This is a genomic window from Micromonospora sp. NPDC053740 (assembly GCF_040677775.1).
GTDB classification, from domain to species: domain Bacteria; phylum Actinomycetota; class Actinomycetes; order Mycobacteriales; family Micromonosporaceae; genus Micromonospora; species Micromonospora alfalfae.
The window spans coordinates 399,646-421,296 of record NZ_JBFASO010000001.1 but is presented as its reverse complement, the minus strand read 5'-3'; the positions used below and the strand labels follow the sequence as shown (position 1 = coordinate 421,296).

Annotated in this window: 17 protein-coding genes; 11 read left to right on the top strand and 6 right to left on the bottom strand. The window is 70.7% G+C overall.

What is annotated here, in order from left to right; all coding sequences use genetic code 11:
• Positions 1–39: 39 nt before the first annotated feature.
• Both AB0K35_RS01840 and AB0K35_RS01835 read left to right on the top strand, forming a co-directional pair.
• Positions 40–1,896 (top strand): dynamin family protein, encoded by a 1,857-nt coding sequence (locus AB0K35_RS01840; protein WP_363883753.1) that lies wholly within the window; start codon positions 40–42, stop codon positions 1,894–1,896.
• Positions 1,893–3,353, top strand: a complete 1,461-nt coding sequence (locus AB0K35_RS01835; RefSeq protein ID WP_363883009.1) for a hypothetical protein — start codon at positions 1,893–1,895, stop codon at positions 3,351–3,353. Before AB0K35_RS01840 ends, AB0K35_RS01835 begins: the two co-directional genes overlap by 4 nt.
• 102 nt (positions 3,354–3,455) lie before the next feature.
• On the opposite strand, the gene AB0K35_RS01830 is transcribed toward AB0K35_RS01835, so the two are convergent.
• The gene (locus AB0K35_RS01830) at positions 3,456–3,746 is read right to left on the bottom strand and encodes a DUF1540 domain-containing protein (protein WP_112678265.1); all 291 of its coding nucleotides are present in this window, start codon (positions 3,744–3,746) and stop codon (positions 3,456–3,458) included.
• 365 nt (positions 3,747–4,111) lie between these two features.
• Here AB0K35_RS01830 and AB0K35_RS01825 point away from each other — a divergent pair, with 365 nt between their 5' ends.
• A complete protein-coding gene (locus AB0K35_RS01825) occupies positions 4,112–8,059 on the top strand; it encodes a ThuA domain-containing protein (protein ID WP_363883006.1) in 3,948 nt (1,315 codons plus the stop codon).
• A gap of 191 nt (positions 8,060–8,250) precedes the next feature.
• Here the strand turns inward: AB0K35_RS01825 and AB0K35_RS01820 are convergent, their stop codons facing one another.
• Complete coding sequence (locus AB0K35_RS01820; RefSeq protein ID WP_363883003.1) at positions 8,251–8,751, bottom strand: septum formation initiator; 501 nt, start codon at positions 8,749–8,751, stop codon at positions 8,251–8,253.
• Positions 8,752–8,838: 87 nt separating this feature from the next.
• Between AB0K35_RS01820 and AB0K35_RS01815 the strand changes: the two genes are divergently transcribed.
• The 4 genes from AB0K35_RS01815 to AB0K35_RS01800 all read left to right on the top strand — a co-directional run bounded on the left by AB0K35_RS01815 (position 8,839) and on the right by AB0K35_RS01800 (position 12,031).
• Positions 8,839–9,534 carry a response regulator transcription factor gene (locus AB0K35_RS01815; protein WP_238667679.1) on the top strand — a complete coding sequence of 232 codons (696 nt, stop codon included), beginning with the start codon at positions 8,839–8,841 and terminating at the stop codon, positions 9,532–9,534.
• Positions 9,531–10,817, top strand: coding sequence for a HAMP domain-containing sensor histidine kinase (locus tag AB0K35_RS01810; RefSeq protein WP_238667678.1), 1,287 nt, complete (start codon positions 9,531–9,533; stop codon positions 10,815–10,817). Before AB0K35_RS01815 ends, AB0K35_RS01810 begins: the two co-directional genes overlap by 4 nt.
• Before the next feature lie 28 nt (positions 10,818–10,845).
• Positions 10,846–11,400, top strand: a complete 555-nt coding sequence (locus tag AB0K35_RS01805) for a DUF5872 domain-containing protein (RefSeq protein WP_238667677.1) — start codon at positions 10,846–10,848, stop codon at positions 11,398–11,400.
• A gap of 106 nt (positions 11,401–11,506) precedes the next feature.
• Positions 11,507–12,031 (top strand): PepSY domain-containing protein, encoded by a 525-nt coding sequence (locus AB0K35_RS01800; protein WP_363882998.1) that lies wholly within the window; start codon positions 11,507–11,509, stop codon positions 12,029–12,031.
• 144 nt (positions 12,032–12,175) lie between these two features.
• On the opposite strand, the gene AB0K35_RS01795 is transcribed toward AB0K35_RS01800, so the two are convergent.
• The 3 genes from AB0K35_RS01795 to AB0K35_RS01785 all read right to left on the bottom strand — a co-directional run bounded on the left by AB0K35_RS01795 (position 12,176) and on the right by AB0K35_RS01785 (position 16,353).
• Complete coding sequence (locus tag AB0K35_RS01795; RefSeq protein WP_363882995.1) at positions 12,176–14,086, bottom strand: ABC transporter ATP-binding protein; 1,911 nt, start codon at positions 14,084–14,086, stop codon at positions 12,176–12,178.
• A gap of 51 nt (positions 14,087–14,137) precedes the next feature.
• On the bottom strand, positions 14,138–14,776 hold the full coding sequence (locus AB0K35_RS01790) for a hypothetical protein (RefSeq protein ID WP_363882992.1): 639 nt from the start codon (positions 14,774–14,776) through the stop codon (positions 14,138–14,140).
• A 365-nt stretch (positions 14,777–15,141) separates the two neighbouring features.
• On the bottom strand, positions 15,142–16,353 hold the full coding sequence (locus AB0K35_RS01785; RefSeq protein ID WP_238667673.1) for a chitosanase: 1,212 nt from the start codon (positions 16,351–16,353) through the stop codon (positions 15,142–15,144).
• Between the two features lie 269 nt (positions 16,354–16,622).
• On the opposite strand from AB0K35_RS01785, the gene AB0K35_RS01780 reads away from it, so the two are divergent.
• The 3 genes from AB0K35_RS01780 to AB0K35_RS01770 all read left to right on the top strand — a co-directional run bounded on the left by AB0K35_RS01780 (position 16,623) and on the right by AB0K35_RS01770 (position 18,691).
• A complete protein-coding gene (locus tag AB0K35_RS01780) occupies positions 16,623–17,222 on the top strand; it encodes a sigma-70 family RNA polymerase sigma factor (protein WP_238667672.1) in 600 nt (199 codons plus the stop codon).
• Positions 17,219–17,932 (top strand): hypothetical protein, encoded by a 714-nt coding sequence (locus tag AB0K35_RS01775; protein ID WP_238667671.1) that lies wholly within the window; start codon positions 17,219–17,221, stop codon positions 17,930–17,932. Before AB0K35_RS01780 ends, AB0K35_RS01775 begins: the two co-directional genes overlap by 4 nt.
• 126 nt (positions 17,933–18,058) lie before the next feature.
• Positions 18,059–18,691: a hypothetical protein gene (locus AB0K35_RS01770; RefSeq protein ID WP_238667670.1), complete on the top strand. Its 633-nt coding sequence runs from the start codon at positions 18,059–18,061 to the stop codon at positions 18,689–18,691.
• Positions 18,692–18,737: 46 nt separating this feature from the next.
• Here AB0K35_RS01770 and AB0K35_RS01765 read toward each other — a convergent pair whose 3' ends face one another.
• Positions 18,738–20,363 (bottom strand): glycoside hydrolase family 43 protein, encoded by a 1,626-nt coding sequence (locus AB0K35_RS01765; protein WP_363882987.1) that lies wholly within the window; start codon positions 20,361–20,363, stop codon positions 18,738–18,740.
• A gap of 270 nt (positions 20,364–20,633) precedes the next feature.
• Between AB0K35_RS01765 and AB0K35_RS01760 the strand changes: the two genes are divergently transcribed.
• Positions 20,634–21,650 (top strand): LacI family DNA-binding transcriptional regulator, encoded by a 1,017-nt coding sequence (locus AB0K35_RS01760; protein WP_238667668.1) that lies wholly within the window; start codon positions 20,634–20,636, stop codon positions 21,648–21,650.
• Position 21,651 lies beyond the last annotated feature (1 nt).

The window sequence follows — 21,651 nt, the reverse complement described above, 5'->3', positions numbered from 1 at the left end:
CTTGATAATTAACCTGAAATCCGCACACTTGGTGCGGTGATGGCCGGGATCTGGTTGGACGTGCTGGACGAGATCGCCCGCACCTGCACTGCACACGGTCGCGGTGACCTCCTTCAAACGGTCCGGCAGAAGCGCGCGCAACTGCTGGACCCGACGCTGCGCGTCCTGGTCATCGGTGAGCCGAACCAGGGCAAGAGCCAGCTGGTCAACGCGATCATCAACGCTCCGGCCTGCCCGGTCGGCGACGGCCGGACGACGGTCCTGCCGACCGTGGTGCGGCACGCCGAGGCGCCCACCGCGGCGGTGGCGCAGGCGCCGCCACCAGCCCCGGGGCACCCCACCGGCACCGCCGACGCGGTGGCGGTCGAGCGGACCCCGGTGGCGCTCAACCAGGTGGCGGCGGGCGTTGCCGGCCTGGTCGGTCGTCGGCCGGGCGGCGGCCCGGCGTACGTCGAGATCGGACTGCCCCGGGCGCTGCTCGGTGCCGGGTTGGTGCTGGTGGACACTCCCGGCACCGACGAGGTCGCCGGCGTCGGCGCCGCCGTTCCGGTCGCCGCGCCGGCCCGCGCGGACACCGTGCTGCTGGTCTCCGACTCCACTCGGGAGTTGTCGGTCGCCGAACTGAACATGCTGCTGCACATCATGCGTTCGCATCCGAACGTGGTGGTGGTGCAGAGCAAGACCGATCTGGTGGCCGACTGGCGCACGGTCGCCGAGCGCAACCGGCAGCACCTGGCCGAGGCGGGGATCCCGGCGACGCTGATCCCGGTCTCGGCGGCGCTGCGACTGCGCGCGGCTGCGGCCGACGACCGTGGGCTCAACGCCGAGTCGGGTTTCCCCGCGTTGATCGCCCGCCTGCAACGTGACCTGGCCGGCAAGGCCGACCACCTGGCCCGGGCGGCGGTGCAGACGGTGGCCCGGACGGTGGTGGAGCAGTTGGCCGCGCCGCTGCGCGCCGAGTTGGCGACCCAGGAGGCCGAGGAGCAGTCCGGGCCGATCTCCCGGCTGCACGCCGCGCAGCGCGAGGTCGACGAGCTGCGCCGGTGCTCCACCCGGTGGCAGAACACGCTGACCGACGAGATCACCGACCTGCTCGCCGACCTTGAGTACGACCTGCGTGACCGGACCCGACAGATCCTGCGCGCGGTGGACGAGGCGTTCGACACCGCGGACCCGTTGGTCGCCTGGGACACCTTCCAGGACTGGCTGGAGCGGAGCCTGGTGGAGGCGGCGGAGGCGAACCACGAGTGGCTGATCCAGCGCTGTGACTGGATCGCCCGGCGGGTGGCCGCCAACTTCGACCGGTACGGCTACGACGTGCTGCCGCCCTGGTCGATGACGATGCCGGACGACATCGGCGAGCGAGTGCCCGAGCTGCAACGGCCGACGATCGACCGGTTCACCACCGGCCAGAAGCTGTTCACCGGCATGAAGGGCTCGTACGGCGGCATGCTGATGTTCGGTCTGGCGACCACCCTGGCCGGCATGCCGATGATCAATCCGGTCTCGGTCGGCATCGGGGCGCTCTTCGGCGGCAAGAGCATCCGTGACGAGAGCAAGCAGTTGCTCCGTCGTCGGCAGGCGACTGTCAAGACGGCCATCCAGCGGCATGTCGACGACTTCTTCGTCCGGATCATCCGAGACTGCCGCGACGCCGCCCGGCAGGTGCAGCGGATGCTGCGGGACCACTTCACCGGGTTGACCGAGGAGCTCCAGGAGGCAATCGTGCAGTCGTTCCGCAGCGCGAAGCAGGAGGCCGACACCGATGCCTCAGTGCGCGAGCAGCGGCAGCGCGAGATCCGGTTGAAGATGACCCGGTTGGCGGCGGTGTACGAGCAGTCTCAGCAGTTGACCGGCGCCCGCTCCGCCCCGCTGTTGCTGGAGCCGCAGGCATGACTGTGGGAGTGCGCCTGGACGAGGCGGCGTGGGGGTTGTTGCACCAGGCCATCGAGCTGTACCAGGACAATCCCCGGGCCGTCGCCGAGCTTCGGCAACAGGTGGCACGGTTGGAGCAGCCACTGCGCATCGCCATCGTCGGCCCGTGGCGATCGGGTAAGTCGACGGTGCTCAACGCGTTGATGGGCGAGGAGGTCGCGCCGGTCGAGCGGGCGGACGGGGCCTTCACCTGGTACGAGGACGGGGCCGCCCCGCGCGCCACCGCCTACCCGGTCGGGCAGCCACCACAGGAATTGGCGGTGGTGAAGTCGGCGACCGGGCTGCGGGTGGATCTGGGCTGGGGTGCGGGGGAGGTGCGGGACATCGTGGTGCGGTGGCCGACGCGGGCGCTACGGCAGATCACCCTGATCGACACCCCGGCGGTCACCGGAGGCGCCGAGCAGGGCCGGGCGCCGGTGTTGGAGCGGGTGCTGCGCGATTCGGACGCGGTGTTGTACCTGACCCGCGACGGTCGCGACAGCGACCTGCGGGTGCTGGAGTCCGCACGGGACAGTGCCGTCGGGCAGTCCGCTCCGGTCAACGTGATCATGGTGTTGTCCCGCGCCGACGAGACCGGCGGCGGCCGGATCGACGGTCTGCTCACTGCCCGCCAGCTCGCTCGCCGGCACTACCGCGACCCGAGGGTGAACGCGCTCAGCGTCAACGTCGTGGCGTGCAGCGGCATGATCGGTCTGGCCGGTCGGATGCTGGGCGAGTCGGACTTCGCCGCGCTCGCGACACTGGCTCAGGTGCCCCGGGTGGAGCTGGACGTCCACCTGATCTCCGCCGACCGCTTCCTCCGCGGCGAGCTGCCGGTACGGCTGGACACCGAGGTGCGCGCCGCGCTGTTGGGCAGGTTCGGGGTCTTCGGTGTCCGGCTGGCGGCCACGCTGGTGCGCAGTGGCTTCGACAGCCGGGTGAAGCTCTCCGCGGAGTTGATTCGGCGTAGCGGTCTCACCGAGCTGCGCGAGTCGGTGACGCGGTGTTTCATTGATCGCCGGGATGCGCTGAAGGCGCGGTCCGCGCTGGCGGCGGTGGAGGCGCTGCTGCGGGCCGAGCCCACCCGGGGCTCCGCCGAGCTGGTCGGCGCGGTGGAGCAGATCCTCGCCGGTGCGCACGAGTTCCGGGAGTTGCGTCTGCTGGTGGCGTTGCGCAACACCCGGCTGGGGTTCGACGCGGAGCTGGCCGGCGAGGCGCAGCGGCTGGTTGGCGGCGACGGGGTGGGCCTCGCGGCGCGGCTCGGTGTCGAGCATGAGGCCGACGTGCGGCAGCTCTGGGAGGTCGCCTCCGAGGCGCAGTGGCGGTGGCGGGACCGGGCGGAGGATCCTCTGCTTCCGCTGGCGCAGCGGCGCGGCGCTCAGGTGGTGGTCCGTAGTTGCGAGGGGATGATCGCCGAGTTGGCCGCTGGCGGGCGCTGAGCGTCCGACCGCCGGCACGCCGATGCTCGTTTCCGCGTAGCCGGCTCGAACGCAGGTGAGGGGCGGCCGTGGCGGCTGTCCCTCACTCGCGTCGCGCCGGGATCAGCGCGGCTCGTACGTCTGGCAGTCCGCGATGTCCTGACCCGGACCCACCCGGATTGACGGCGCGTGGCACTCCAGCTCGGCGTTGTGCTGGCAGTCGTCCCGCTTGCAGGCGCCGACCTGGGCGATGACGCGGTCCAGCCCGCCCTTCGCCGAGGTGTCGATGAACGTGGCGCAGCTGGCGTTCTGCTGCCCGATGGTGATGGCGAACGCGTGGCAACCGTCGTGGTTGTAGCCGCAGTCGGTGACTGTGCATTCGTGTACCCGCGGCATCTCCAGCATGTCGGTCATGGCGATCTCGCTTCCGTCGGTGCTGCCGGGTCACCGTCATACCCGGCCTCGACGGGACAACTCCCTGTCAGCCACCTCTTTTGGGGACGTTTTGCATAGGCGAGCCTTGCCTAACCGCCGCCGAGTTCGTCCGGATGCCGCACTGGATCAGCCAGCCCTCCGGGACGGATCGTGGCCCGAAAACCGTTATTCGATCTCGCTCCACACAGTCGCCCCTGACCTGCGGAGATAACGCTCTCACGGATCGTGGAAGAGTGCTTGACGCGCCAGTGATCCGGGCGCAACGATGCATTCGCATGTCTCGTCCCACCACCGTCAGGCGTGATCGGCGCACGCCGTCCCTCGCACCGCGAAAGGACCCCACTGTGCGCAGATCCCTGAGATCGTGGCTCGGCCTCGCGCTGAGCGCGATCCTCGTGGCCGGCGGCATCGTCGCCTCGCCACCCACGGCCAGCGCCGCACCGTTCACCGTGCTGGTCTTCAGCAAGACCGCCGGATTCCGGCACGGATCCATCGCTCCGGGCATCGCCGCGATCCAGCAACTCGGTGCGGCGAACGGCTTCACCGTCGAGGCCACCGAGGACGCCGCCCAGTTCACCGACGCCAACCTGGACCGGTTCGCCGCGGTGATCTGGCTCTCCACCACCGGCGACGTGCTCAACGCCGCCCAGCAGGCCGCGTTCGAGCGCTACATCACCGGCGGCGGCGGGTACGTCGGCGTGCACTCCGCCTCCGACACCGAGTACGACTGGCAGTGGTACGGGGGACTGGTCGGGGCGTACTTCGCCTCGCACCCGGCCGAGCAGAACGTCACGGTGAAGGTCGCCGACCAGGTGCACCCGTCCACAGCGACGTTGCCGCAACGGTGGAACCGCTTCGACGAGTTGTACAACTACCGCACCAACCCCCGCGGCAACGCGCACGTGCTGGCCACGTTGGACGAGAGCACCTACACCGGGGGGAGCATGGGTGCCGACCACCCGATCTCCTGGTGCCAGAACTACTCCGGCGGTCGAGCCTGGTACACCGGCCTGGGGCACACCGACGCGTCGTACACCGAGGCAAACTTCCGCCAGCACCTGCTCGGCGGCATCCGGACGGCCGCCGGCGCTGTCAACGCCGACTGCGGCCCCACCGTCTCCAGCAGCTTCCAGCAGGTGGAGTTGGCAAAGGGCGCGGCCGAGACCGGTGAGCCGATGAGCCTCACCGTCCTGCCGGACCGGGGCGTGCTGCACACCTCCCGCAACGGCGTGATCCGGCACACCGACGCCGCCGGCAACACCAAGATCGCGGCCACCCTGCCGGTCTACACCGGAGACGAGGAGGGTTTGCAGGGCATCAAGGCCGACCCGAACTTCGCCACCAACCGCTGGGTGTACGCGTACTTCGCCCCACCACTGAGCACCCCCGGCGGTGGTGCGCCGGCCACCGGCACCCCGGCCGACTTCGCCGTCTGGGACGGCGTCAACCGGCTGGCCCGCTTCACCGTCAACGCGGACAACACCATCAACCTGGCCAGCGAGACGCTGATCCTCAACGTGCCGACCAGCCGCGGCATGTGCTGCCACGTCGGCGGTGACATGGACTTCGACGCGGCCGGCAACCTCTACCTGTCCACCGGTGACGACACCAACCCGTTCGACTCGGCCGGTTTCACCCCGATCGACGAGCGGGCCGGGCGCAACCCGGCCTTCGACGCGCAGCGCACCTCGGCGAACAGCAACGACCTGCGCGGCAAGGTGCTCAGGATCAAGCCGAGCGCGGCCGGCGGTTACACCATCCCGGCCGGCAACATGTTCGCCCCGGGCACCGCGCGGACCCGCCCGGAGGTCTACGCCATGGGCTTCCGCAACCCGTTCCGAATGAGCGTGGACAAGGCCACCGGCATCGTCTACCTCGGTGACTACGGCCCGGACGCGGGCACCGCCGACCCGAACCGGGGGCCGGCGGGCAACGTCGAGTTCGCCCGGATCGACAGGCCCGGCTTCTACGGCTGGCCGTACTGCACGGCCCGCAACGACGCCTACAACGACTACACCTTCCCGTCCGGGCCGTCCGGGGCGAAGTTCAACTGCGCCGGCGGGCCGGTGAACAACTCGCCGAACAACACCGGCATCACCCAGCTGCCGCCGGCCATCTCGGCCTGGTTGCCGTACGGCGGCTCCGGCTCCCCGCCGGAGTTCACCGGCGGTGGCCTGTCGCCGATGGGCGGGCCGGTCTACCGGTACGACCCGAACAACACCTCGCCAGTGGCGTTCCCCGAGTACTACGACGGGACCTACTTCGCCGGTGAGTTCGGTCGCCGCTGGATCAAGAACATCAAGCTCGACGCCTCCGGCCAACCGCTGAAGATCAACCCGTTCCCGTGGACCGGCACCCAGGTCATGGACATGGAGTTCGGCCCGGACGGCGCGCTCTACGTGCTCGACTACGGCACCGGCTGGTTCAACGGCGACGCCAACTCGGCGCTCTACCGCATCGAGTACGCCCGCGAGGGCAGGGCACCCGTCGCCAAGGTGTCCGCCACCCCGACCAGTGGAACCGCTCCACTGACAGTGGCCTTCTCCTCGGCCGGCACCCTCGACCCGGACGGCGACCCGTTCACCTACGCCTGGGACTTCGACAACAACGGCACCACCGACTCGACAGCCGCGAACCCGAGCTTCACGTACACCACCAACGGGACCCGCAGCCCGACGCTGACGGTCCGGGACACCACCGGCAAGACAGCCACCGCGAGCGTTGTCGTCACCGTCGGCAACAGCGCCCCGGTGGTCACCGTGAACACCCCGTTGAACGGGCAGACCTTCACCTTCGGGGACGCGGTGCCGTTCTCGGTCACCGTCACCGACGCCCAGGACGGTGCGATCAACTGTGCCCGGGTCACTGTGAACTACGTCCTCGGCCACGACTCGCACGGCCACCAGCTCGGCAGCGTGCAGGGCTGCACCGGGGTCATCCAGACCTCGGCCGACGGTGAGCACGACACGGCGGCGAACATCTTCGGCATCATCGACGCCGAGTACACCGACCTGGGCGGTGGCGGCCAGCCGGCGCTGACCACGCACACCCAGGCGGTGCTGCAACCTCGGGTACGCCAGGCCGAGCACTTCGGTGACTCGTCAGGCGTCCAGATCGTCGCCGGGGCGGCCGGGCACGGCGGCGCGGCGGTCGGCTACGTCGACAACAACGACTGGATCTCATTCCGCCCCTACAACCTGACCGGCGTCCAGTCGTTCAGTGCCCGGGTCGGCGCCCCGGCCGGCGGTGGCGGCACGTTGGAGTTGCGGGTCGACTCGCCGACCGGGCCGCTGGTCGGTTCGGCCACCGTCGTGCCCACCGGCGGGTACGCCACCTTCGCCACTGTCACCGGTGGGGTCACCGCCCCGACCGGCACCCGAACCCTGTTCCTGGTCTTCAAGGGCACCGGCCCGTACTTCGACATCGACGAGTTCACCCTCTCCACCAGCCCCGGCGGTCCCGGCCCTGACCCGGACCCGGACCCGGATCCCGAACCGGGTGCCAACCTGGCCCGGGGCAAGCCGGCGCGGGCGTCCAGCTTCGAGGGCGCGTTCACCGCGGCCAACGCGTTCGACGGCGTGGCCGGTACCCGGTGGGGCAGCGCCTTCGGTGACCCACAGTGGATCGACGTCGACCTCGGCGCCACGTACGCCATCAACCGGGTCAAGCTGACCTGGGAGGCCGCGTACGGCAGCGGATACCAGATCCAGACCTCACCGGACGGCGTCAACTTCACCACGGTCCGTACGGTGACCGGCGGCGACGGCGGGGTGGACGACCTGACCGGGCTCAGCGGCTCCGGCCGGTACGTCCGGCTGCTCGGCACCACCCGGGGGACCGCCTGGGGCTACTCGCTGTTCGAGTTCGAGGTGTACGGCGGCAGCGGTGGAACCGGTCCGCCCGGTGGCAACCTGCTGCTGAACAAGCCCACGTCGACGTCCAGCAACGAGGGGGCCGACGTGTCCGGCGCCCAGGCTGTCGACGGCAGCCTCACCACCCGCTGGTCGAGCACGTTCTCCGACCCGCAGTGGATCCGCGTCGACCTCGGCAGCCCGACAGCGATCGGTCGGGTCAAGCTGAGCTGGGAGGCGGCGTACAGCAGCGCGTACCAGATCCAGACCTCGAATGACGGCACCACCTGGACCACGGTGAAGACGGTGACCGGTGCCGACGGCGGCGTGGACGAGCACACAGCCCTCGGCGCCAACGGCCGCTACCTGCGTGTCTTCGGCACGGCCCGGGGCACCGGGTACGGCCACTCGCTCTGGGAGTTGGAGGCGTACAGCAGCTGAACCACCACCTGAGTCCGCCCCCACCTCCGATCGCGCGGTGGGGGCGGACTCGCCTCGATCATGTGATGCTCAGTAGCTCCGGTGGCCCCCACACGACTACTTCTCATCACGTGATCACGGCGCCGCCCCGCCCGGGTCCGCCCCGACGGGCCGCCAATCGTGAGCAGCGCGGCTACGCGTCGCCGCCCGGCTCAGTCGTCGGCGACGGCCACCGGCTCCGAGCCGATGCAACGCACCTTCAACTCGTACTCCCGGGCCGCCCCCTGGAACGTGACCTCGACGTCGTCGTCCGGGCCCCGGTCCACGTCGCGGACCCGGTAACCCTGCGCGGGCGCCCAGGAGACGAGGCGTACGCCGCCGACGCCGCACTCGGCGACGGCCGTGCCGCCGTCGGTGGCGAACCCCCGGCGCGTCCCGGAGCTGGCACTCGGCGCAGTTCCCGTCATGCCCGGCGCGGCCGAGGCGGTGCTCGTCGGGCCCTGCGGGGCCGAGGCGGTGCCGGTGGGCGCCGGCTCCGGTGCGGCGAGCGCCCGCTCGATCTCGGCCTCGCTGCGCACACCGCCCGGTGTGCCGGTGAGGCTCTCGCCCACCAGGCGGATCGCGCCCAGGCCGATCAGTGTGGCGATGGCGGCGGTGGCCACCCACCCGGTGGCGACGAGGATCGAGCGACGGCCCATCGCCTGACTATCCACGATCCGTCCTTGTCGTTTGGACATCCGAACGCTAAGGCGTGGTTAACGTGCGCCGTGCTGCCGGCGGCAGCGGTTAGCCTGCCAGCTGTGGCCCGCCTGTTGCTCATCGAGGACGACCTGACGATCCGTACCCCGCTGATCCGGGCCCTGCGCGAACGCGGCCACGCGGTGGCGGCGGCCTCGACCGCGATGGCCGGCCTCCGCGACGCGCTGGAGGACCGACCCGACCTCGTCGTGCTCGACCTGGGCCTGCCCGACCTGGACGGCCGCGAGCTGCTGCGGATGCTGCGCGCGGTCAGCTCGGTGCCGGTCATCGTGGCCACGGCGCGTGACGACGAGACCGAGATCGTCCGGGTGCTCGACGCGGGCGCCGACGACTACGTGGTCAAACCGTTCACCGCGGCGCAGCTCGACGCCCGCGTCCGGGCGGTGCTGCGGCGGGGCCCCTCCGGCGTCGACGGGCAGGACCCGGCGCTCGTCGTCGGCGGGCTCCGCGTCGACCCCCGGGCTCGGCAGGTGACCCTCGACGGGGCGGCGGTCGAGTTGACGCCCCGCGAGTTCGATCTGCTGCACCACCTCGCCGGCCGACCGGGCCAGGTGGTCACCAAACGTGAGCTGCTCACTGAGGTGTGGCAGATCCCGTACGGCGGTGCCGACAAGACCGTTGACGTGCACCTGTCCTGGTTGCGTCGCAAGCTGGGGGAGAACGCCCAACAGCCTCGCTACCTGCACACGGTGCGTGGTGTCGGGGTGCGGCTCGAAGCCCCGGCGGCGCAGCCGTGAGGGCGCGTCTCGCGCTGCTGGTCGCCGCGGTCAGCGTCCTCACCCTCATCGCGTTCCTGGTGCCGTTGGCGCTTCTGGTCCGCACCGTCGCCGAGGACCGGGCCACCGTCCGGGCCACCGCCGACGCGCAGAGCCTGGTGCCGGTGGTCGGCACCGCCGACGCGGCGACCATCCGGCTCACCGTCGAGCAACTCGCCGCGGAGTCCGGGCGACCGGTGAGCGTCTTCCTGCCCGACGGGACGGTGCTCGGCGCCCAGACACCGCGTACGCCGGCGGTGGCCCTCGCCGCGCGCGGGCAGAGCCTCACCGGCGAGTCGGCGGCCGGCCGGGAGGTGGTCATCGCCGTGCAGGGTCGGGCGGACGGCACCGGGGTGATCCGGATCGCGGTGCCGCAGCACGAGCTGACCGCCGGGGTCACCCGGGCCTGGCTGGTGCTGGCGCTGCTCGGCGTGATCCTCGTGCTGATCGGGCTGCTTGTCGCCGACCGGCTGGCGCGCACCCTGGTCCGGCCGATCAGCGACCTCTCGGCCGTCTCACACCGGCTGGCAAACGCCGAACTGGACGCCCGGGTCACGCCGGCCGGCCCACCCGAGCTGCGCGAGGTGGCCGGCGCGCTCAACCATCTCGCCACCCGGATCCAGGTGCTCCTGGTCCAGGAGCGCGAACAGGTCGCCGACCTGTCGCACCAACTGCGTACGCCGCTGACCGCGTTGCGGCTGGAGGCGGAGTCGTTGCGTGACCCGGACGACGCCGCCCGGATCACCGCCGCCGCCGACGGGCTCGAACGCGCGGTCACCGGGCTGATCCGGCAGGCCCGGTGGCGGCACGCACCGGCGCAACCGGCCTCCTCGGACGCGGCGGCGATCGTCGCGGACCGGGTCGCGTTCTGGTCGGTGCTGGCCGAGGACACCGGCCGTACCGTCACCCTCGACCTGACGCCCGGCCCTCTTCCCGTCGGTGTGGCCGCCGACAACCTGACGGCGGCAGTGGACGCTCTGCTCGGCAACGTCTTCGCGCACACCCCCGACGGGACGCCGTTCGCCGTCCGGCTCGCCCGTGAGGTGGGCGAGGTGGTCCTCACGGTCGCCGACGAGGGCCCGGGCATGCCCGCCGGGGCGATCCGGCGGGGCGCCAGCGCGGCCGGATCCACCGGCTTGGGCCTCGACATCGCCCGACGTGCCGCGCAGACCGCCGGCGGTCGACTGGAGGTGCGGCCCGGCCCGTACGGCGGTGCGCAGGTGCTGCTCCGGCTCGGGCCTCCGACGTCGTCGCGGGACGCATAGGCAGTGCGGTGCCGGGTAGCTGCCAGTCATGGCGCGGTATACGAAACCCGAGCTCAGAGAGCAGATCAAGGAAGAGATCAAGGCTTCGGACAAGGGCGGCCGGCCGGGGCAGTGGTCGGCGCGCAAGTCACAGCTTGTCACTCAGGAGTACAAGAAGCGCGGTGGCGGATTCCTGGGCGAAAAGGACGAGCGGCAGAAGTCTCTCCAGCGCTGGGGCAACGAGAAATGGCAGACGAAGGAGGGCGACACCCGTGCGCGCAAGGGCGCCACGACGAGTCGCTACCTGCCCAAGAAGGCCTGGGAGGAGATGTCGGAGAGCCAGAAGCGCGCGACCGATACGAAGAAGCGCGAAGCGTCCCGATCCGGCAGGCAGTACGTCGCCAACACCGGGCCGGCCAAACGGGCGCGTCGGGACGCCACCACGGCCGGACGGATGACCGAGATGTCGGTCGCGGAGGCGGCCAAGCTGATCCGTGGCCTCGACACGCGACAGCTCAATACCGCGCTGCGTAACGAGCGCGCCAGCAAGGACCGCAAGACCCTCGTCCAGCGGCTGGAAGCGGAACTCAACCGGCGCGGCTGACCCGGCCCTCGAACGCCTTAACCCGCCCTTAGCGTCCGGACAGCGCGGTGCTATCCCAGTTCAGCCGATCCTCGAAGTCGACAACCGAGGAAAGGTGGACACCACGATGAGGCGCACCAATCTGCTCCTGGCGACGGTCGGCGGCTCGGCGGTGCTGGCGGCGGCCGGGGTCGCCCTCGGCGTCACCGCCGCGAACGACTCACGGACCGGCACGACGCTCGCCGCGGCGACCGTCGCGCCGACGCCCACCGACGCGCCCCAGGCCAGCGGTTCACCGTCGGTCAGCGGTTCGCCGTCGGCCGACACCCCATCGGGTACGCCGTCGAGCGGTACGCCGACCACCGGCACCGCGCCGGCGGGCAGCGCGGTCGACGAGAAGCGCGCCGGTGAGATCGCGCTCGCCAAGGCCGGTGGCGGTCAGATCGTCGAGGTCGAGTCCGAGCAGGAGAACGGCCGCCCGGTCTGGAGCATCGAAATCGTCGCCGGCGACACCGAGCACGAGGTGGACGTCGACCGGGAGAACGGGTCGGTGGTCAAGGCCGAGCAGGAACCGGTCGACGCCGATGACAACGACGACGACGCTGATGACAACGACGACGACGACGCTGACGACAAGGACGACGACGACTGATCGTCGGATCCCGCCGCCCGCCCCGGGGATCGACCCGTGGCGGGCGGCGTCTTCGTGCTGCCCGTCCGGCTGGTTGCGTCAGTGGTGCTGGTGCGGTCAGTGGTGTTTGGCGCGGTCAGTGCTGGTTGCTCCCGGCCCGCTGGTCTAGATGGCGACGCGTTGCTCCTGGACTGTTGGTCCGCCCTGGGCGGCCGGTTGGTCCTGGGCGAACTGGGTGCGGTACAACTCGTGATACCGGCCGCCAGCCGCGAGCAGGTCACTGTGTCGCCCGCGTTCGACGATGCGTCCGGCTTCGACGACGAGGATCTGGTCGGCCGCCCGGATGGTGGAGAGCCGGTGCGCGATGACCACGCTGGTCCGGCCGGTGAGGGCCTCGGCGAGGGCGTCCTGAACCGCGGCCTCCGAGGTGGAGTCGAGATGCGCTGTGGCTTCGTCGAGGATGACCACGCGCGGGCGAGCCAGCAGCAGGCGCGCGATGGTGAGCCGTTGCCGTTCCCCGCCGGACAGGCGGTATCCGCGCTCGCCCACGACGGTGTCCAGGCCATCGGGTAATGAGCGGATCAGGTCGTCGAGGCGGGCCCGCCGGAGCACCTCCCACATCTCGTCCTCGGTCGCGTCCGGCTGGGCGAACGCCAGGTTGGCGCGGATGCTCTCGTGGAAGAGATGCCCGTCCTGCGTCACCACGCCCAACGCCGACCGGATCGACTCGGCCGACAGTTCACGCACGTCGACGTCGGCCAGCTTCACCGCGCCGTCCTCGACGTCGTACAGGCGAGGCACGAGCTGCGCGATCGTCGACTTGCCCGCCCCGGAGGACCCGACGAGCGCCACCATCTGCCCCGCTTCGGCCCGGAACGACACACCGTGCAGCACTTCCTCACCGCCGCGCGTATCGAGCTTCGCCACGTCCTCCAGCGACGCTAGCGACACCTTGTCCGCCGAGGGGTAGCCGAACCGGACCCCGTCGAACTCGACAGCGACCGGGCCCTCCGGCAGGGGCCGGGCGTCGGACCTGTCGAGGATCAGCGGCTTGAGGTCGAGAACCTCGAACACCCGCTCGAAGCTCACCAGCGCGCTCATCACCTCGACCCGAGCACTGGCCAGTGAGGTCAAGGGTGCGTAGAGCCGCGACAGGAGCAGCGCAAGGGCGACGACGGTCCCGGCGTCGAGGCTGCCCCGTAGGGCGTAGAGACCGCCCAGCCCGTAGACCAGGGCCAACGCCAGCGAGCCGACGACTGTGAGCGCGGTGATGAAGACCCACTGGAGCATCGCCGCGCGGATGCCGATGTCCCGGACCCGACGTGCCCGCGCCGCGAACTCGGCGGACTCCTCGGCCGGCCGCCCGTACAGCTTGACCAGCGTGGCGCCGGGTGCGGAGAAACGTTCGGTCATCCGGGTGCTCATTGCCGCGTTGTGCTCGGCTGCTTCACGCTGCAACTGGGCAAGCTTGGAACCCATCCGGCGGGCCGGGATCACGAAGACGGGCAGCAGGACGAGCGCCAGCAGCGTGATCTGCCAGGAGAAGGTGAGCATCACCCCCAACGTCAGCATCAGCGTGACGGCGTTGCCGACCACACTCGACAGGGTGCCGCTGAAGGCCCGCTGCGCGCCGATCACGTCGTTGTTCAGGCGGCTGACCAGCGCGCCGGTGCGGGTCCGCGTGAAGAACGCCACCGGCATCCGTTGCACGTGGTCGAAGACGGCCGTCCGTAGTTGGACGATCAACCCCTCACCGATGCTGGCGGAGAGAAACCGCGTCACCAGACCCAGCCCGGCTTCGGCTAGCGCGATCACGGCGATCAGGACGGCCAACCGGATCACCACGCCGCTGTCGGCGCCGTCGACTATCGCGTCGACCACCCGCCCGGCGAGAACGGGTGCCGCCACAGTGAGGACCGCCGTCACCACACTCAGCAGCAGGAATCTGATGATCAACGCGCGGTGCGGCCGTGCGAACTGCGCGATCCGCTTCAAGGTGGCGCGGGACAGCGGTCGCTCATCCTGCGCGTTCATCGCGTGGTGCATGGACATCCACGCGGTAACTTCCATACTCATGCGTTACCTCCGATGTCGGAGGTTAGGACCTCACCCGAGCTTCAGGTCAAGTCACCGCGCCGGGTGCTCCAGTTCGGCGCGGATCTGGCCGAACACCGCATGGGGGTCGTCCGCCTGCGCGAAACCGATGAAGGTCACCATGCCGAGGGTGTGCTGGTCACCCCACACACAGATGTCAACGCGCAGACCCGTCCTGGCCTGACCGATGCCGCAACGGGCCATCCCGCCCAGCGGGCCCGGCTGGACCGCCTCCACGTTGGTGACGTTCGGCAGTCCGGCGAAGATCCGGTCCACCGTCGCGGTCGGGTCGGCAATCGTGCCGGAAACCGCGTTGACCAGGATGACCCGCTGGTCGTCGCCGGGAATGTGCAGGCCGTCCTGCCGGGAGTAGACCTCGGTGGCCCGGACGAAGGCGGTGCCCAGCGCGCTGGTCGGATCGCCGCTGAGCAGCTTCTTGAAGTTGCCCATGTTCTGCTCGGCCTGCCCGCGCAGCACCCGGTCCACGGACTCGGGCCAGGTGCCCAGAAGCTTGGCTGGCTTGTCGAGACGCATCACCGTCGCGGGCGACGACGACCGGGCGACGGCCGCCGGGGCGGCGGTGTCGGCAGGCCCCGCACACCCGGTCGCGAACAGCAGGATCGCCGCAGCCAGCGTGCGGAGAACCCTCGAGCCAGCCGGCCCTGTGCGCATGGTGACTTCCGCTCTCGTCTCGTGTTGCGCGAGGACGATATCCCACGCCCACGGTGGATCGGCTCCTCGGGCACCGATCGGTCAGCCGCCGGTCCGGGTGTCAGGCGTGGGCGCGGCCCGCGGAGAGATACGGCCTGGCTCGTCGGCTCGGTCAGGGTGATCGCTCTCGGCTGGCGGCGCTTACGTTCGTCGGTGGTGCGCGCTGCCGTACCGCTGCGTGAAGGCGCCGAAATTCAAAAGTTTCACCGCTTGCCGGGGCGGGCGAGGAGGCGGGCGAGATCGGCGAACACAGACGGCGGGGCCGCCGGCGAACAGCCGACGACCCCGCCACTGATGAACGTGGAAATTACGTACCGTGCCGCCGACTACCCGATCCGGAACTGCTCGCCGTAGACGGCGAACACCAGTGGCGTGTTGAGGTTGAAGTTGCCGTTGTTGAGGAACACCCGCTGGGCGGTGTCGACGCGGGAGGTGTCCGAGTGGGCCTCCTCCTTCTTCATCTCGATGACCCGCTCGTCGAGGAACGCGTTGAGCCAGGTCCGCTCGTCGCCGCCCTGGGCTGGCGGCTTGGCCCGGTTCAGGGCGCGGTTGCGGATCTGGCGCATGCCCTCGTACCCGTGCATGACGGCCGCGTCGTAGTAGGCGAACTGACCGAGTGCCCGGACCTGGTCGTTCTTGCCGTCGCGTACCGATGGGTTGAAGTAGACCCGGTCGCGTTCGGCCTCCTGGGCGGCCTGGAACACCGAGTCGGTGGCCGCGGTCCGCCAGTCGCGGGTGAAGTTGGGATCGAGCCCGGCGTGCGACGAGGTGCCGTTGACGTTGCGCAGCGCCGGCAGGTAGCCGGCGAGCACGTTGCCCGGCTTGGTGCGGGTGTACGCCTCGACCAGTTCGAGCATGTCGCCGGTGCCGGAGCAGAAGCCGATGATGCCGGCGGTGTAGCCCCGCCCGTCGCCGATGTCCTCGATGTAGGAGAACTGCGCGCGCCAGTCGAGCGAGGAGTTCTCGGCGGCCGAGACGAGCTGCATGGCGACGTTCTTCTTCGTCGGGTCGTCGAGGTTGGTGCCGCTCGGGGTGGTGGGCGTGGGCGTGGGGGTGCTGCCGCCGCCCGGCAGGGTCCACAGCTGGTTCGTGGTGCCGCCGCAGGTCCAGATCTGCAACCGGGCGCCGTTCGCGGTGCTCCGGTCGGTGACGTCGAGGCACTTGCCGGAGCCGGAGTTGACGAGCGCGCCGTTGCTGGCGGTCCACTTCTGCGCGCCGGTGTTGTTGCAGTCGTACAGCTGGACCTTGGCGCCGTTGGCGGTTGACGCGGCGGTCACGTCGAGGCACTTGCCGAGTGCTCGGATCGAGTTGTCGGTGTTGCCGACGGTCCACGTCTGGGCCGCGCTGCCGTTGCAGTCGTAGAGCTGGACGGCTGTGCCGTTGGCCGAGCTGGCGGCGGCCACGTCGACGCACTTACCGCCGAGGCCGGTGATCGGGCCGGCGGTCGCGGCGCTCGCCGACGGCAGGCCGTAGCCGACGGCGGCGACGCCGATCAGCAGGGTGCCCACGACGTAGGCGGCTGTTCTCTTGTGAACCATTGGTGTTCCTCGGGGAAGGGGCGGCGTGCCGCCAGCCGGTCGGTGGCCCGGCGCGACGGTTCGGCCCCGGCGGGCACCGCGAGCATCAGGAAACTGTATTAACAGATACCAGTACGTCGATTCCTCGTCAATCGACGACAGCTAGGCGTGACGACGTCTGTTCATCCCGTCGTTGGCGGCAGGTACCTGCCGGTGGCTATCGTCGGGCCGTAACTGATCTACGGGCCGGTCCATCGGAACCAGCACCGTCCGACGGACAGAAGATGGTCATGGAGTCGAGTCTGCGCGCTCGGGTGCGAGCCGGTGACCCCGGCGCGTTCGCCGAGCTGTTCGACACGTACGCGCGTTCGGTGTACAACCACGCGTTCCGGCTGACCGCCGACTGGGCCACGGCGGAGGACGTCATGTCCGCCACGTACCTGCAGGCCTGGCGTTCCCGGGAGCGGGTCACCGAGGAGGGCGGTTCGCTGCGGCCCTGGCTGCTCGGCATCGCCACAAACGAGGCCCGCAACCACGCCCGCAGCAACCGTCGCTACCGCAGGGTCGCCGCCGCGCTGCTCGCCTCCGACTTCACACTGCCCGACCACGCCGACGAGGTCGCCGGCCGACTCGACGACAGCCGACGCATCGCCGCCGCCATCGACGCGCTGGCCCGGCTGCGCCGACCCGAACGCGAGGTGCTGACCCTGTGCCTGTGGGAGGGCCTCGACTACGAGTCCGCGGCGGAGGCGCTGGGAGTTCCGGTCGGCACTGTGCGCTCCCGGCTGTCGCGGGCCCGCGCCCGACTCCGTACCCTCGTCGACGCCCCGCCGCACGCCGCACGGCCGCCGGTCGTGGACGCCTCGCTCGTGGGGGAGGGCAGCCAGTGAGCGCGCCGGACCCGGCCGAGTGGGCGAGGATCGCCCCCCACCCCGGTGACCACGACCTGCCACCGGGCCGGCACGACCTGCACCGCAGCCGCCTGCTGGCGGCTATCACGCAGGAGCCGCGTACCCGAAGAAGGGCCTTCGTGTCGTTGCGGCCCGCGCTCGTGGCGGCCGCGCTGGTCCTGGTCGTGGCGGGGATCGGCGGCGGGCTCGCGACCTGGTCCGGCGACGCGCCCCCGGCCGCGCTCCCGTCACCCGAGGCGACCCGTCCGGCCGCTCGGCCGGCACCGCCGGGGCCGGCCGCCAAGAACCGTGGGTACGGCACCGTGCGCCAACTCACCGACGCGGCCGACCTGGTGGTCCGTGGCGAGGTGGCGTCGGTGATGGACGGACGGGCGGTCTACCGGGTGGCGGAGGTGCTCTACCGCGCCCCGGGTGCTGCGGTGCCCACCGAGCTGATGGTGGCCGCGGAGCTGGCCGGGACAGCCGGCCGGCCGACAGTCCTCTACCTGGGCCTCGTTGACCCGGGTACGCGCGTCTATCACCCGCTCGGCGGCGAGTTCGGGATCTTCGACCTCGCCGGGGAGACGGCCACCAGCCGGTCAGCGGCGATGTCGGTGACCGGCCTGCGTACCGAGGACGCCACCGCCACGGGTCGTGCGTTCGTCACCACGGTGGCCGAGCTTCGTCAGCTCGCGAGCGAGCGGCAGTGACCCCCTGGAAAGCTGAGCCGGGAAAAAATGGAACTCGTGGCCCGGGACGCACAGATAGAAGGCGTAAACAGTGCCGCGTTCCGAGCGAGACGGCCCGGGACGGCACCGAGACGCGAGGAGCGTTCCATGGCAGTCGACCTTCGCCGTACCCGGCCGCTGTGGGCCGCGGCCGCCGCCGTGCTGTCCGCCGCGGCCTTGGCCGCCTGTGGCAGCGGCGGTGGCGCAGCCCCGGCCGCCGCGCCCGCCCCGAGCAGCGCCGCCCCGAGCAGCGCCGCCACGCCGACCGACGTCGCGCTCCCGCCGATCAAGGGCAAGCTACGCGGGTACGCCACAGTGCGGCAGCTCAGCGACACCGCGGACCTGGTGGTACGCGGTGAGGTCGAGGCGGCCGGATTCCGGGTCGACGAGGTGTTGCGCGCGACGACCGGATCGACGGTGCGGGCCGGGGCGCGGATCACGCTCGCCCCGCTGCCCTCCGGGGTGCCGGACATGGCGCACATGTCGAAGCTCGAGGCCGGCCAGGTCGTGGTTCTCTACCTCGCCCAGGACCCGGCGGACCCGGCTGCCCCGACGTTCCGGACGCTCAGTGGCGACTTCGGCGTGTTCGACCTGAGCGGGTCCGGCGCGGGGGCCGTCGCCACGACCCGCTCGCAGACAATGGCCGTCAGCGGTCTGAACGCCGAGGACCCGGCCGCGTCCGGCCACGGGTTCCGCACCACTCTCGGCCAGCTGCGGGCCGTCGCCGCCCAGGCGAAGTAGGACGAGTGGGCACGCGGGCGGCACCCGCCGAGTGCCGCCCGCGTGGTCACTGTTCCCGGTAGGTGGCGAGGTCGAAGTCGGCGTGCACGCCGTCGCAGCCCAGGTCCTGCACCCACAGGCCGAGAAACGCCCCGGTGAAGCCCCACGCCGCCGGCTCACCGTCGATGATCAACGCGGCGTGCTCGTCGGACAGGATGGTCGCGTCCAGCTCGACAGGTAGCCGCTGCCAACCGGCACCGAGGTCGTAGTCGAAGCGCACCGCCGGCCCGTCGAAGACGGCCCGCAGACCGACCCGGGTGGCGCCGTCGACATCGACTGTCAGCTCGGGGTACGCGGTGCGCCGCCCGTTGTCGGAGCTGAGCAGTTCCAGTACCGTCCGGCCGTCGTCGGCCCGGGTCAGGTAGAGGTGGTACCAGTTGAGCGTGTTGTAGTAGGCGGTGATCCCGGCGAGCTGACGGTGGTCGGCCGGTTCGAACTCCACAACGGTCTCCAGCGAGCACTTCCGTGCGCCGACGCGTCGCCCGACCAGGCTGGGTGCCTGTCGACCGACCGGCGACTGTCCACCGTGGACCCGCAGGTACGACGGGCGGGTGTGCAGGTCGATCCAGTCCGGGGTGGCCGGTCGACGCAGCGTCGACCAGCACGGGCCCAGCTCGGGGGCGTCGAAGTGGTCCGTCTCGGGCTCCGCCGGCCACTGGTGCGCGGGCAGGTCGGGCGCGACGACGTCGTCAGCGGGCACCCCTCCGGCGATCCGTGGCCAGCCGCCCGACGGCCACTCGACCCGCTGGATGGCTGTCTCCCGACCCAGCACGCAGTTGCCCAGCGGGGAGTACGGGCGGCCAACCAGGTGGGCCAGGTACCACTCGCCGTTCTGCGTGTGCACCAGGCTGCCGTGACCCGCCTTCTGCAACCGCAGGTCGGGCCGCCCGAAGGAGGTGAGCAGTGGCCCGTCCGGGTCCACCTCGTACGGCCCGAACAGCTCCCGGGACCGCGCCACGGTGACCTGGTGCTCCCAGCTGGTGCCGCCCTCGGCGGTGATCAGCCAGTACCAGCCGTCGTGGCGGTACAGGTGCGGACCTTCGGTGACCCCGGCCGGGGAGCCGGTGAACAGGATGCGAGGGCTGCCGACCAGACGGCGCGCGGCCCTGTCGTACTGCTGGATCTCGATGCCGCCGAAGCGGTCGCGGCCGGGCCGCCAGTCCGCGCTCATGCCCAGCAGCCAGGTGGTGCCGTCGTCGTCGTGGAACAGCGACGCGTCGAACCCGCGCCCGTGCAGTTTCACCGGATCGGACCAGGGGCCGGTGATGTCCTCGGCGGTGACCAGGAAGTTCTGCGGATCCCAGTAGCCGCTGGCGAAGCTGGCCACGTCGCTGTAGACGAGGTGGAACTGACCGTCGTGGTACGTCAGGTCCGGCGCCCACACCCCGTTCGAGTCGCCGCATCCGCGCAGATCGAGCAGGCGTCGGTCGGTGATGATGCCACCCAGGCTGCGCCAGTTGACCAGATCGCGCGAGTGGTGCACGAGCACACCCGGATACCACTCGAAGGTCGAGGTGGCCAGGTAGTAGTCGTCGCCGACGCGCAGGATCGACGGGTCCGGGTGGAACCCGGCGAGGACGGGGTTGCGGATCGACCGGGTAGCGGTCGCCACGTTAGCGATGTCGGTCGACACGAGCACTCCTCTGGACGGCTGTCTGAAACTTCCGGAAAATCGCACTCCGGATCGCTGGAAGCTCTGCTTACGCTAGCCGGTCTTTTCGCAATAGGACAGAGGTCTTGACCGCTGGGACAACAGCTCGTAGCGTGCCGGCCATCGATCGACATTACCGGCGAAGCAATGAAAGTTTCGGAGATCCATAGCTCCCCGCCCCGCCCGTTCAGCCGGATGACGACGCGCCACCGCGAGCAGACCTGAAGTTTCCAGCAGGACGCAGGGGGGACCGTGGGCACTGAGAACGGCCGAAACGTCACCATTGCCATGATCGCGCGGTTGGCCGGAGTCTCCGTGCCCACCGTCTCCCGGGTCATCAACGGCCGTTCTGACGTCGCCCCCGACACCCGGGAGCGCGTCGAGGAGCTTCTCAACCGGCACGGTTACCGCCGCCGCTCACCGTCCCGGCGTACCGACGCCGCCCTCATCGACCTGGTCTTCAACGACCTGGACAGCCCGTGGGCCGTGGAGATCATCCGTGGGGTGGAGGACGTCGGCCAGACCAACGGCGTCGGCACCGTCGTGTCGGCCATCCACTGGCGCATCTCCTCGGCCAAGCAGTGGCTCGACAACATGCGTACACGCTCCACTGAGGGAATCATCTTCGTGACCTCGATGGTGAACCCACCGTTGCAGGCCGAGTTGCGCCGGCTCCACCTGCCGGTCGTCATCATCGACCCGGCCGGGGTCGACCCGCAGGAGTCACCCACCATCGGCGCCACCAACTGGGCGGGCAGCCTCAGCGCCAACCAGTACCTGATCAGCCTCGGCCACCGCCGCATCGGCTTCATCGCCGGCCCGCCGCACCTGATGTGCAGCCGGGCCCGGATGGACGGCTACCGGGCCGCCCTCGGCGCCGCCGGCATCCCCGTCGACGACGCCCTGATCCGCCCTGGCAACTTCTACCACGAGGCCGGCTTCACAGCCGGTACGCAGCTGCTGGCCCTGCCCGACCCGCCCACCGCCATCTGCGCCTCCAGCGATCAGATGGCCCTCGGCGTGTACGAGGCGGTCCGCAAACGGGGTCTGCGGGTGCCCGACGACGTCAGCGTGGTCGGCTTCGACGATCTACCGGAGGTGCGATGGTGCTCGCCACCGCTGACCACCGTCCGGCAACCCCTGGCCGAAATGGGCATGCTGGCCGCGCGGACCGTGCTGCGCCTCGCCGGTGGCGAGAGGACCGAGAGTCCTCGGGTCGAACTCGCCACGGAACTCATCGTCCGCGACAGCGCCGGTCCGCCCCGCTGAG